At 59.4% G+C, this 12,144-nt stretch carries 15 protein-coding genes, 1 tRNA gene and 1 pseudogene; 9 read left to right on the plus strand and 8 right to left on the minus strand.

What is annotated here, in order from left to right; all coding sequences use genetic code 11:
* Positions 1-66 precede the first annotated feature (66 nt).
* On the minus strand, positions 67-894 hold the full coding sequence (locus tag H7848_RS09030) for a hypothetical protein (protein WP_208350389.1): 828 nt from the start codon (positions 892-894) through the stop codon (positions 67-69).
* Positions 884-1,291, minus strand: coding sequence for a hypothetical protein (locus tag H7848_RS09035; protein ID WP_336512078.1), 408 nt, complete (start codon positions 1,289-1,291; stop codon positions 884-886). The genes H7848_RS09030 and H7848_RS09035 overlap by 11 nt, the downstream gene beginning before the upstream one ends.
* A gap of 574 nt (positions 1,292-1,865) precedes the next feature.
* Here H7848_RS09035 and H7848_RS09040 point away from each other — a divergent pair.
* Complete coding sequence (locus H7848_RS09040; RefSeq protein ID WP_208350390.1) at positions 1,866-2,012, plus strand: hypothetical protein; 147 nt, start codon at positions 1,866-1,868, stop codon at positions 2,010-2,012.
* Here H7848_RS09040 and H7848_RS09045 read toward each other — a convergent pair.
* Positions 2,009-2,386: pseudogene (locus H7848_RS09045) on the minus strand (DDE-type integrase/transposase/recombinase); the annotation flags it as partial. The gene H7848_RS09040 and the pseudogene H7848_RS09045 sit on opposite strands and share 4 nt — an antisense overlap.
* A gap of 27 nt (positions 2,387-2,413) precedes the next feature.
* Here H7848_RS09045 and H7848_RS09050 point away from each other — a divergent pair.
* The 8 genes from H7848_RS09050 to H7848_RS09090 all read left to right on the plus strand — a co-directional run bounded on the left by H7848_RS09050 (position 2,414) and on the right by H7848_RS09090 (position 9,885).
* Positions 2,414-2,893: a hypothetical protein gene (locus tag H7848_RS09050; RefSeq protein ID WP_208350392.1), complete on the plus strand. Its 480-nt coding sequence runs from the start codon at positions 2,414-2,416 to the stop codon at positions 2,891-2,893.
* A 402-nt stretch (positions 2,894-3,295) separates the two neighbouring features.
* Complete coding sequence (locus tag H7848_RS09055) at positions 3,296-3,700, plus strand: hypothetical protein (protein ID WP_208350393.1); 405 nt, start codon at positions 3,296-3,298, stop codon at positions 3,698-3,700.
* Complete coding sequence (locus tag H7848_RS09060) at positions 3,690-4,880, plus strand: phage terminase large subunit family protein (protein ID WP_208350394.1); 1,191 nt, start codon at positions 3,690-3,692, stop codon at positions 4,878-4,880. The genes H7848_RS09055 and H7848_RS09060 overlap by 11 nt, the downstream gene beginning before the upstream one ends.
* Complete coding sequence (locus tag H7848_RS09065; protein WP_208350395.1) at positions 4,880-6,169, plus strand: phage portal protein; 1,290 nt, start codon at positions 4,880-4,882, stop codon at positions 6,167-6,169. The genes H7848_RS09060 and H7848_RS09065 overlap by 1 nt, the downstream gene beginning before the upstream one ends.
* A gap of 88 nt (positions 6,170-6,257) precedes the next feature.
* Positions 6,258-8,000 carry a prohead protease/major capsid protein fusion protein gene (locus H7848_RS09070; RefSeq protein ID WP_208350397.1) on the plus strand — a complete coding sequence of 581 codons (1,743 nt, stop codon included), beginning with the start codon at positions 6,258-6,260 and terminating at the stop codon, positions 7,998-8,000.
* Between the two features lie 3 nt (positions 8,001-8,003).
* Complete coding sequence (locus tag H7848_RS09075; protein ID WP_208350398.1) at positions 8,004-8,225, plus strand: phage head-tail joining protein; 222 nt, start codon at positions 8,004-8,006, stop codon at positions 8,223-8,225.
* A gap of 1 nt (position 8,226) precedes the next feature.
* A complete protein-coding gene (locus tag H7848_RS09080) occupies positions 8,227-8,556 on the plus strand; it encodes a DUF2190 family protein (RefSeq protein ID WP_208350399.1) in 330 nt (109 codons plus the stop codon).
* 267 nt (positions 8,557-8,823) lie between these two features.
* Complete coding sequence (locus tag H7848_RS09090; protein WP_208350403.1) at positions 8,824-9,885, plus strand: tyrosine-type recombinase/integrase; 1,062 nt, start codon at positions 8,824-8,826, stop codon at positions 9,883-9,885.
* A 90-nt stretch (positions 9,886-9,975) separates the two neighbouring features.
* Here the strand turns inward: H7848_RS09090 and H7848_RS09095 are convergent.
* From H7848_RS09095 to infA, 5 genes are all read right to left on the minus strand, one after another.
* Positions 9,976-10,050 (minus strand) — tRNA-Phe (locus H7848_RS09095).
* 80 nt (positions 10,051-10,130) lie between these two features.
* Positions 10,131-10,301 (minus strand): DNA gyrase inhibitor YacG, encoded by a 171-nt coding sequence (locus H7848_RS09100; RefSeq protein WP_208350408.1) that lies wholly within the window; start codon positions 10,299-10,301, stop codon positions 10,131-10,133.
* Between the two features lie 3 nt (positions 10,302-10,304).
* Positions 10,305-11,327, minus strand: a complete 1,023-nt coding sequence (locus H7848_RS09105; RefSeq protein ID WP_208350410.1) for a ribonuclease E/G — start codon at positions 11,325-11,327, stop codon at positions 10,305-10,307.
* Complete coding sequence (locus tag H7848_RS09110) at positions 11,324-11,899, minus strand: Maf family protein (protein ID WP_208350411.1); 576 nt, start codon at positions 11,897-11,899, stop codon at positions 11,324-11,326. The genes H7848_RS09105 and H7848_RS09110 overlap by 4 nt, the downstream gene beginning before the upstream one ends.
* 1 nt (position 11,900) lies before the next feature.
* Positions 11,901-12,119 (minus strand): translation initiation factor IF-1, encoded by a 219-nt coding sequence (gene infA, locus H7848_RS09115; RefSeq protein ID WP_007205486.1) that lies wholly within the window; start codon positions 12,117-12,119, stop codon positions 11,901-11,903.
* Between the last annotated feature and the right edge of the window lie 25 nt (positions 12,120-12,144).

Genomic DNA, 12,144 nt, shown 5'->3' on the forward strand with positions numbered 1-12,144 from the left:
CCTCCTTTTAATGACAACACTGTCGTCGCAACCGTCTGTTGAAGCCGAAGTGTTAGTGCCATACGCTTAGTTTTTCAGAACGCACAGCCCCTTTGATTTTTGGAAGTTCCTGTTGCATTCCCAACGGTTTCCAGACCTGTCAAGATGGGCGTTTTCGGGGATATCTATCGCTTCGCAGCCGGTATCATTGGCTGCATATCCTCTCTGGCATTTCCATCCGTTGCCGTAAGCAGCGTCGTCAAAATATGCAAATTCAGGGATTAAGACGGCCTCGCACCGACCGTCCTGTTCGAAAAACCCGCGTTCGCATGTCCAGGGTTGACCATAGCGAGATCCGTTCAGATATCCGTTGATCGGGACCGCAATGGCGTTACAACGGTCACCCACCTTTTCAAACCCGCGTTCACATTCCCACGCGGACCCATAGGACGCATCCACCAGATAAGCGTTTTCGGGCAGCACGACCTTGAGGCAAGTATCATCTACTTTGAGAAATCCGCGCAGGCAGTGCCAGCGTTCGCCAGAAGGGTCCAGGAAGCCACCATCGGGGACAACCACAGCAATACAGGCCGTTTCATCGACCTTGCGAAAGCCATGAAGACATTCCCATCCAAGACCATATGTACGGTTCGTCTCATATGCATTTTCCGGTGCCACAACGGCTGCACAGTTATCGCCAATAAGCCGATACCCGATGTTGCATTCCCAACCGTCACCATAGCTTTTTGCGCTGGCGTTTTCCGGCATGTTCCGGGCAAGCACGGGCATTGCAAAGAGAATCAGAGCGAAAATGGGCGCCATGAAAACAGCCCAAATCATTCGGGTGTCCGTCAGCGTACGTGTCCCGCAAGCAGTTTGCGACAGCTGCAGCGATGTTTTTGACTTATGATCCATCTAACGCAAGCCTCGCAAGGCAGGCATCTGCAAGGTCACGATCTGAGTTGTCCGAACCCGGGCGGGTTGCCCAACCTGTTTCCATCATCGCATTGCGGCGGCTAAAGCCGGTTAGATCCTGAAGAATTGCAAGTTTCTCTGTTCGCTGTGGGTCGGCTTCGGATATGTTCAGGCATACCGGCACCATCGCCAAAGTCACTTCGTCAGTTGCAAAGTCCTGTGCCATGGTCTGGGCGTTGCTGCTGGTTGTCCAACCACCCCAGGTAAAGCCAAAGATAGAAACCGCAATCGCGCCACCCAAAGCACCGTAGATGCTGGGTTTCGTCCATTCTGGGAAAGTCATTTTTTGATCCTTCGACGGAGAAAGCGCCGCCTCACTGTTTTTTGGCACTGACACGATATTGTGTCAGGGCCGTTTCCAAGTCGTATTGATCGACAGGGCGTTGTTCATATCTGGTCGAAATTCATTTTCGTATCAGGCCGCCATAACAGGTGAACCTAACGCATGGGCAGTGTGGTCGTGCGCGCCAACATCGGCAACTGTTCCAAGCATCGAAACCCTACTACGGTATACAACAGTTGAATTTTCATGATAGATAATTGTAGTCCATAATTGCAGGCGATACGCCTATGCCTCATAGAACTACAACGTTGTATATTGTAGGTAGTCCCTTAACACCTGAATTACAAGTTGGCTGTAGATCCCATGACACTGGGCAACGCTGCTCAGCATACCCAGATCACTACAGCCGATATCTATGCACGTGGTCGGTCAGAAGGCGCTAACAAGGTCGTTCGGATGCGCGAAAAAAGAACAAAGAAAGAAAGCTGAGAAAACCCCAAGGAAACTGCTTTCAAGAAGAAATCAGAAAATTGTGTTAAGTAGTGTCTGCGGTCAGCGCCTACCGGACAGGTTTAGGGGTTTGAGCAACGGAGGATTTCTGGTTCATCGAAGCCATTAAGGAGTGAAGATGAACAAGAAATCCGGAACATCGAAGGACGCCGCTGATAAGCTGGTCAGGGGCATCAAACGCAAGACCCGCAAGCACTACTCTGCTGAAGAGAAGATCAGGGTCGTTTTGGCAGGCCTACGGGGTGAGGTACCCCTAGTTTCCTAGACACCTGCCTGGTTCAGTTTCTGCGGTCTGATCTCGAAGTCAACGGGCGACAGCATGCCGTTTTTCGTGTGCTTGCGCTTTGGGTTGTAGAACAGCTCGATGTATTCAAAGACATCTCGTCGGGCTTCCTCGCGCGTCCGGTATTTCCGGCGTCTGACCTTCTCCCGCTTGAGGAGCTGAAAGAAGCTCTCGGCGACAGCGTTGTCATGGCAATTGCCCCGGCGGCTCATGGAGTGTTCCAAATTGTGTTCGCGGAGGAAGGCAGCCCATTCACGGCTGGTGAACTGGGCCCCTTGATCTGAGTGGATCAACAGGCCTGATTCGGGCTTTCGTCGCCAGATTGCCATCAGCAACGCCTGAACACGCCACGCGGCCATAGCCTCTTCAACGGGGCGCTAGACATGGCGTTGCATCTCAAGGCCAAGGATCAGAACGGGATTGTGCGGGGGCACCTGACCAAGAACAGAAACGGTTCGATTGACCTCGACATCGCGTTCACCATCGGCGTCCACCAGTTCGGCCACGACGATGACGGCGACCCGATCACGTCGGCATTCGCCGAAGAGATTTCGTCCGAAGCCCTGACCCGAACGGTTCGACTCTCACCGACCGAAAACGCGGTCATGGCCAACTTCGCAGACCTGGCCAGCGGTGCGGATGAGGTCGAGAGATCGGCCCTTCGTGACAAGTGCCTGTCCGACGCTGCGGTTTCATCGGCGGAGAAACTGGCCAACCGGAAGGATACGTTCAACAGGGCGCTCAAGTCTCTGGCGCAAAAGCGCGTGCTGGAAGTGGGCACGGATCAAGTCGGCCTAGTCGTCTCAGGGGCAATTTCTGACGACGATTTCGAAGACCTGGAAGACGAAGGGGCGGAACAATGAGGCCGATACCGACCGATACCAAGCCGATACCAGTATCGACGGCATCGCTTGGACATGCCTGCGAATGCCGATACCGACCGATACCACACCCTTTAGGGTGGTATCGTCGTATCGCATCGCTGCCCCGTGCTCTGCATTCTCTGGAGTTTCTGGAAATCCCTAGAACCGCTGGAGTTGGGGTGAGCGGGCTCGGGTCCTTCCTAGAGTTGGCGTGTTGCGGGGGGCGCGGAGCCCCGACATTTCACTCACTCCAGAAATTTTGGAATCGACAATTCAACTCTGGGATTTCCAGAAACTCCAGGAAGGGGGCAGCCCATGGCAGACGATGAAGACCTGCTGGGCTTCGATTGGCCAGCGCCCTAGACCTCCGAAACCGCGAGCGCCGCCGATCTATCCCAATGGTTGAACCTGTCGCCCGCGCGCATCCACGCCCTGGCCCGCGAAGGCGTGATCCCGAGACATGACGGGCGGTTCGAACTGCGCCCCGCGATCCTCGCTTATGTCGAGCATCTGCGGGCCGGGCAGAAAGGCCGCCTGACCAGCAACCCGGACCTCGCCGAACAGAAGCTCCGGCTGGCCAAGGCCAACGCCGAGAAAGTCGAGATCGCCAACGCGAAGGCGCGGGGTGAACTCCTGGACGCCCGGCAGGTCGCGCATGAATGGCGGGCCGTGGTGGTCGACCTGCGCGCCGCCGTTCTGGCGATCCCGAGCCGCGTGACCGCGCGCCTGGGGCTCGACCGCAAGGCGACACAAGCCCTCGACACCGAAATCAGAGACGCCATGGAGATGATCGCCGATGACCGTTGATCCCCGTTTCGCCGATCTGCGCCGCGAGGCGCTGGTAGCGTTCCGCCCGCCCGCGAAACTGCGTCTTTCCGAGTGGATCGAGGCCAGCATTTTCCTGCCTTCCAGCTTGGCCGCGCAGCCTGGGCGGATGCGTCTGTGGAAGCCTCAAATCGAGATCGCCGACTCCATCGGCGACGATACGGTCGAGCGCGTGACCATCCTGAAATCGGCCCGCGTCGGCGCGACCCAACTCATGGTCGGCGCGCTCGGGCATTTCGTCCATAACGACCCGTCGCCGGTCCTTTGCACGGTCCCGGCAGAGGCGGACGCGCGGCACCTTATGGTGAGCATGGTCGAACCGACCTTCAACGAGTCGCCGTCGCTGCGGGCCGCCCTGACGACGGATGCGTCTGGCCGCGACGTGCTCTTGCACCGGCATTTCGCGGGCGGGTCGCTATCCATCGTGTCGGCCCGCGCGCCCCGCAACCTTCGCGCCCGCACGGCGCGGGTTCTCTTCGCCGACGAAATCGACGCCTACGAACTCAGCGCCGGGGTGGAGGGCGATCCCGTCGAACTGGCGATCCGGCGGACGATGACTTTCGGCAATCGGCGGATCGTTCTGGCCTCGACTCCCGTCGACGCTGAGACCAGCCGGACTCTGCGGGCCTATGACATCGTTTCGCGCTGCATGGAGCCCGGACTCGACTCCGGCCTCATGGCCAATCAGATGCGTCAGTTCGCTAAGCGAGACTACCTTGCTCCCCTGGGCGTGGACGCCAATGACGGACGGAACCCCTATCTCTACGCCCTCGATTCAGCCCTTATAGCTAAGGCTCTCTCCACACTGGCGTTCTCTTCGCTGGACATCTACGCGGGTGACGACGGCCCGGCTTGTATCGGAGGTGCCGTCTCAAATGCCCTGAAACTCCCCGGCATCGCCAGTGACGGCAAGCGTGCCCGGAACCCAGCTTCTCGCATTCTCGTGGACTACCGCGACGGGATCGAAGGATGGTCCCTGCATGTACGTTGGTTGATTGACGACAACGGCCAGAAACGGGTCGCCGCTCGACTGTGGAATGTCCCGCAAGGCCATATGCCGTCCTTCATGCCGGACCCCGAGCCGCTTCCCCATGCCGAGATAATGGTGACCTTCGACCGCATCCTGCCGGTCATCACGGCTGATCGGAAGGCCATGAACTGATGGCGTTCGCGTTTCTCCCGAAATGGGTTCGGCGAATTGCCGAACCGCCTGCCCAAACTCGGAGCTTCGACGCCCAGAGCGGGCGGCGGTTCGGCGCGCGTGCCAACTATGCCAGTCACGGGCCGGAGACGTTGGCGGCAGGCCCGACCATCCGAGCCCGAGCCCGGCACGCCTATGCGAACAATGGCTATATCCGCAACGGCGTGAACGCCATTGTGGCCGAGGCTGTGGGGGCTGGAATCGAAGCGACCTCGGCGCACCCCGACCTGACGATCCGGGCCGAGATCGACTCGGCCTTCCTGGACGCGGCGGCGCGGATTGACGCCGAGGGCCGCACCGATCTGCGGGGCCTCATGGCGGCGGCGGTGCAGGCCGAGATTGTCGACGGCGAAGCGTTCTTCATCATGGAAGACCGCGACGGGCGGGCCGTGCTGCGCCAGCTTCCCGCCGAGTTCGTTGACGAGTCGATGACGACCGAGCTTTCGGGCGGCGGATACATCGTCGCCGGTATCGAGTTTTCCGCCCTGGGCGAGCGCGTGGCCTACCACATCCGGCCCGCACGCCCGACCGATCTATTTCCGACCGCACGCGAGCCAATCCGGGTTCCCGCCGAAGACGTGTTGCACATCTTCCGCCCGCTTGGGCCTGGGCAGGTCCGGGGCGTGTCGCAACTGGCGAGCATCCTCCTGACGGTCAATGAGTTTGACCAGCTTCAAGACGCGCTCCTGGTCGGTGCCAAGGTGGCCGCGATGCACACCGGGTTTGTCACCGACGTGAACAACCTGGGCGGTGCGGGTGAAGGTTTCTCCGATGCCGACGCGCTCGGCGACATCAGCCTGGAGCCTGGCACCATGCGGGTTCTGCCCGGCGGTCTGGACGTGAAGTTCAACACCCCCGAACAAGCCAAGGACGGAATTTCCTTCGCCAAGCTCACCCTTGGCCAGATTGCCGCTGGCCTGGGCGTGCCCCAACACTTGGTCGACGGCGATCTGACGGGGGCGAACTATTCGAGCCTTCGCGCGGGCCTCCTGCCGTTCCGGGCCAAGATCGAACAGTTCGTCTACCACACCCTGGTCCCGCAATTCCTCGACCCCGTGTTCCGCCGCGTCGTCACCGACGAATACCTGGCCGGACGCCTGGAGCTTCCCGACCTCACGCCCGCCTTGCGTGCCGAATGGCTTGCCCCGCGCCCAATGCAGGTCGACCCCGCCAAGGACGCCCAGGCCGTGCGCGAACTCCTGGCCATGGGGCTCACCAGCCGCCGTCAGGCCGTCGCCTCTCTTGGCTGAAATGTGGATCGACTCGACGCCGAGATCGCAGCGGACGGTGAACGCGAACGTGCGCTTGGCCTGAGCTTCACGACAACAGGAGACGACAATGCCGCTTGATATGAGCCGCGCGGCCAGCACGCGCCCCAATTCATACGACCCCGAGACTCGAACGGTTTCGGCGGTCATCGCGACCCCCACACCTGTGCAGCGACGGGACGCGCGGGGGCCATTCTTCGAAGTTCTGACGGCTGACACTCTGGACCAGTCCGCCGTCGATGGTTTGCCCGTCCTGGACTCACATCGAACCGCGTCCGTTCGAGACCAGGTGGGACGGGTTCGGTCCATCTCTTTGGAAGGGGACTCGGTTCTCGCTCTTCTGGAGATGACCTCCGCCGAAGATGCCGCACCCGTGGTGCAGCGGATCGCGGACGGAACTGTCACCGGGGTGTCCATTGGATACCGCGTGACCGGATGGACCGAGAAATCCGGGCCAGAGGGGCGCGTTAAGACGCCGACCCGTTGGCACATCACCGAGGTCACCTTGACCTCTAACCCCGCCGATCCCTCGGCACGACTCCGGCAGAAAGGAAACGACATGCCCGAAGATATTCTCGAAACGGTTTCGCCGGAAGCGGCGGAGCAAACCCGGCGGAGCGACATTCGCACGCTGGTGCGCGAAGCGGGGCTAGCGCCTGAGATCGCGGACGATCTGATCGACGCTGGCGCGGACCTGACCCGTGCCAAGGCCGAGGTCTTTGATGCGGTGCAGGAGCGCCGCCGCTCGGCTCCGATCATCCGCACCCATACGGCGCAGAACGATGATCCGGCGGTCATCACTCGCCGTCAATCGGATGCTCTGGCAACCCGCATGGCGGGCGGTGAGTGCCCCGAGGATGCACGGCAATACCTGAACCTGTCCCTGTGGGACATGGCGACGGAAAGCCTCCAGCGGGCCGGTGTATCGACCCGTGGCATGAGCGCCGACGATGTGTTCACGCGCGCCGCCGCACATACCACGTCCGACTTCCCGCTCTTGGTGTCGAACGCCATGGGTAAGGTCGCATTGGACAGCTACCGGGCCGCCGAGTCGCCGCTCAAGACCCTCTGCCGTCAGCGCACGTTGCCGAACTTCAAGGAGTCCACGGCAATCCGCCTGGGCGAAATGGGACGGCTGGAAGAGATCGCCGAGAATGGCGAGATCACCCACACGTCGCGGGCCGAGAACGGCGAAACAATGCGCCTCAAGACCTTCGCGCGTGGCGTCACTGTCTCTCGGAATCTCCTGATTGACGATGACCTGGGGATGCTCGGCGACACGACCGCTGCCCAGACCGAGGCCGACATCCTGGTCGACCTTATCGTCAGCAACCCGAACCTGTCGGATGGCACGCCGGTCTTCGATGCCAGTCGGGAAAATGTCGGTGCATCGGCCATGCCGACGATCACCGCATTGACCTCGGCACGGCAAGCGATGCGAACCCGTACCTGGTTAGACGGTGCCACCATCATCAGCGCGACCCCGCGCTATGTCCTGGTGCCCGCCAATCTGGAGACCGAGGCTGAACAGGTTCTCGCCAGTATCCAGCCAAACAAGAGCGATGATGTGAACCCGTTCGGCGGCAAGCTCACGCTCCTGGTCGAGCCCCGGCTTCCGTCCAGCACCTGGTACGTGTTCGCAGACACCGCCCGTCTGGCGGCGATGCAATACGCCTACCTGTCCAGCGCCCAGGGTGTCCAAATCCAGCGCACGGAAGCCTGGGACACGCTTGGGATGAAGTTCCGTGCCTTCCTCGACTTCGGCGCGGGCTGGCTCGACTGGCGGGCGGCCCACCAGGTGCCGGGAGCGTAACCCATGGCCCTGACCGTCGACCAGCTTGTCGCGGCGCGTGACGCGCTCCTGGATGCCCGAGCTTCGGGTGTACGGGAAGTGCGTGACCAGAACGGCGAGACCATCACCTACAAAGGCGACCGCGAGATGGCTACCGCGTTGGCCGCCCTCGACCGCGAGATCGCCCAGGCGACGGGACGGGCTGCCCCGACAACCCTAAGATTCAAGACTTCGAAAGGAACCTGAAATGAAGAACTACGTGCAAGCTGGTGAGAATATCACCGTGACCGCAGAAGCCGCCGCGACCTCTGGCGACGGCGTGCGAGTCGGAACCTTGTTTGGCATTGCCTCGGGTGTCGCCGAAATCGGCGACTCGCTGGTGCTGGTGACCGAAGGCGTCTTCGAAATGCCCAAGGTCGCGACCGATGACATGGCCGTCGGAGCCGCCGTCTACTGGCGATCCAGTGACGGGCTAGTCACAACTACGGCGTCCGGCAATACCAAAGTAAGTGTGGCGATCATGGCCGCTGGTAACCCGTCCAGCGCCGTCCGCGTTCGCCTGAACGGCACCTTCTGAGGCGTGTCCGTTGGGTCGTGTCGAACATACCCAAAGCCAGACTCCGGCAGTCCAACCGCCCACGCGGCGGGGGCTGTCGCGAGTCCTGGCGGCGGGCTATGTCGGTATTGGTCCTACCAAGTTTGACGAAATGGTTTCGGACGGAAGGATGCCTAAGCCGAAGAGGATCGACGGACGCAAAGTCTGGGATGTTCGGGCTTTGGATCAGTTCTTTGAAGCCTTGCCGAGCGACGGGGACATAGACGACAATCCTTGGGACGATTGAAGATGACCGAGGATTCAATGAAGATAAAACTGAAATACGTAATTGAAGACGTAGACCGACACGGCAATGTCCGCCCTTATTTCAGGCGCAATGGCCGCAAAATCCGATTGCCGCCGCCTGTCGGATCACCCGAATTTCTCGCTGCCTACAAGGTCGCCTTCGCAGGCGAATCGACGCCAAAGGAAGCGCCCAAAGTGGGACAGATAGTCCCTGGATCAATGCGCGCCCTATGTGTCGACTACTACAAATCAGCCATGTTCCGCGAACTGGCCCCCTGGACGCAGAAGGTTCGCAAAGGCATTCTCGAACGGTTTTGCCAGCATAAGAATGACGGCGACAAACCTTTCGCGCTGCTCCAGCCAAAGCATATCCGAGCGCGCCGCGACGAAATGATGGACCGCCCCGAATCTGCTAATGGCATGGTGAAGGCGCTTCGCCAACTCTACAAATTCGCCGTCCGATATGATCTTCATGACCGCAATCCAGCGACGGAAATCGAGTACCTGACCAGCGGGTCGGAGGGATTCCATTCTTGGAGCTTGGGCGAGATTGAGCAATTCGAAGAAAAGCATCCGGTGGGCAGCATGGCGCGACTTGCCTTGGCCTTGGCCCTATATACCGGGCAACGGCGCTCGGACATTGTGCAATTTGGTAAACAGCATGTCCGCGATGGCTGGTTGGTGTTCACCCAACATAAGAACCGCAACCGGCACTCCGTCAGACTGGAAATCCCGATTGTCCCTGACCTTCAACGGATCATCGACGCCACCCCCACGGGCGACCTGGCGTTTCTTGTCACAGCTTTCAATCGACCTTTCACGTCGAACGGTTTCGGTAATCGCTTCCGCAAATGGTGTAATGAAGCGGGCTTGCCTCAATGCTCAGTCCACGGGCTACGCAAGTCCGCAGCCGCGCGCTTGGCTGAAATGGGCTGCACTGAGTTTGAAATCATGGCGATCACGGGTCATCGGACTTCCAAGGAAGTCACCAGATACACTCGCGCCGCCAGCCAGAAGACCCGCGCGGAAAGCGCTCTTAAGCGCATGACGGGAGAACGGAAGTAGGACAAAAGTGTCCCACTTTTTAGAGTGGTAGCATAAGGTGGGACAAATTCGCCACCTAAGCCGCTGATAACAAAGGACATAAGAAATGAATGGTGCCCGGGGGCGGAATCGAACCACCGACACGAGGATTTTCAATCCACTGCTCTACCCCTGAGCTACCCGGGCATGGGAGGGCTGAGCCCTGCAGGGTCGAAGCGTTTTAGGCGAGCGAGGGGAGGGTGTCCAGAGGCTTTTTCCATTCGAGCTCAATTTAAACGGTCTGTTGGTTCATTGGTGTCGGTGTCATCTGGATCTGCTGTTTCGCCGGGGATCGCGTAACCCCCTGTTAACCATTTTGAAAGATCCACATCCGCGCAGCGCCTTGAGCAGAAGGGGCGGTACCTGGGGTTTGTATCCTTGGAACAGATCGGGCACATGGGTCAAAAATCCTTTAGTGGCAGGCGTTCACGTTTGCGTTGCAACTCAAAATGGCCAAGGGGCGTCCAGCCAACAAGGGCTGTTTCAACTGGATCCGCACGAAACGCCGCCCGTAGTGCAGTTTCAAGCTGACGGCGGTCTTTTTTCGGTAAAGGTGCGAAGTCGATCGTGATCTGGCCCCCAAGACCGCGCAACCGCAGCTGTCGCGGCAAATCGCGCACTGCAGCCAGATTGGCGCGCAGGCCTGCAGCGGGCGAGGTGTCGCCAGCCGTATTCACATCCACAGCCACAAGGGCGTGTGTCGGTTCAACATACATGTGGCCGCCGCCAGGCAGCCTACAATTTGGATTGCCTAGTTCATCAATCTGATCCAACGCGCCTGTTTGTTCAAATGATCCATCGTGCGTTTCGATCTGCGCCGGCTGGGTCCATTCGCGCCATGCGAGTGTATGCGCGCTGTCACCTTCGACCAGACAAAGCGGTGCCTCGTCCGAGGTATCTGCCATCACACGATCGGCTATCGCGCGCATCGATTGCACGTCGCCGGCGATCTCATCTGTTTCGGCATCGGCACAACTGGATCGCAGGATCAGACCGAAATCCGAGCCCTGCATCGTGTCGTGGGCCAGCTCTAACAACTGATCGCGCATCCCATCATCTTTGATCGTACGAGAGATATTCAGGCCCGGCGCGTTCGGGGTCACGATCGCATAGCGGCTTTTGAACAGGATTTTCGACGTGACCGGAACGGCCTTACCTGGTTCGGCAAATCCCGTGACCTGTACAAGCAGGCGCTGACCTTCGCTCAGGCCTTTGGCCTGTCGCAGAAATCCACTGTAATCGGGCAAGCGTACGATTACGCCACCTTGGCCCTTGATGGGGCGGTCGATGATAGATCGGTAAATCGTACCTGGCGCAGGCTGGCTGGTACTGTCGACCAGAAGGTCTTCAAGCCTGCCGTCGACCATAAGTGCTGCTGCGGCGCGGCCCCGCCAATGATCCAGTGCGATCAGGCGACCCTTCATTGGCTTTGATACAGCGGATAGCCTGCTGCCACCAAAAGCTGGGCCGTTTCAGAAACGGGCAATCCCATCACGGCCGAATAACTGCCGCTAATCCACGGGATGAACGCACCGGCCGGACCCTGAATGGCATATCCACCAGCCTTACCCTGCCAGTCGCCACTGGCAATATAGCTGTTGATTTCCGGGTCAGACAGCCGTTTCATGCGAACAGACGTCACAACGTCTTTTTCCCAGATTCGCTGCGGCGTCTTGACGGCAACCGCGGTGATCACACGGTGCCGACGTCCAGACATCAGCCCTAGAAAACACACAGCTTCACTGGCATCTTCAGGCTTTCCCAATATCCGGCGTCCCAATGCAACAGTCGTATCTGCGCATATGATGACTTCGTCATCGGCTACATCAAGCGCTGCGGCTTTATCCCGCGCAATGCGGGCACAATAATCCCGCGGCAGTTCGCCAGAACGGGGATCTTCGTCGACATCGGGGGATCGGATTTCATCCGGCACAAGACCCAATTGTGCCAGAAGTTCTTTTCGTCGCGGGCTGCCAGAGCCCAGTATCAGCTTCATCCTATTTGAAGCGATAGTTGATCCGACCTTTCGTCAGATCATAAGGTGTCATTTCCACCTGAACTTTGTCGCCAGCCAGAACACGAATGCGGTTTTTGCGCATCTTTCCTGCCGTATGAGCGATGATTTCATGGCCGTTTTCCAGCTCGACCCGAAATGTCGCGTTTGGCAGGAGTTCCTTCACGACGCCGGGAAATTCGAGCAGTTCTTCCTTGGCCATGTTTACTCCATTATTAATGACCTGC

It is taken from the genome of Pseudaestuariivita rosea (genome assembly GCF_017592335.1).
In the GTDB taxonomy this organism is placed as follows: domain Bacteria; phylum Pseudomonadota; class Alphaproteobacteria; order Rhodobacterales; family Rhodobacteraceae; genus Parasulfitobacter; species Parasulfitobacter rosea.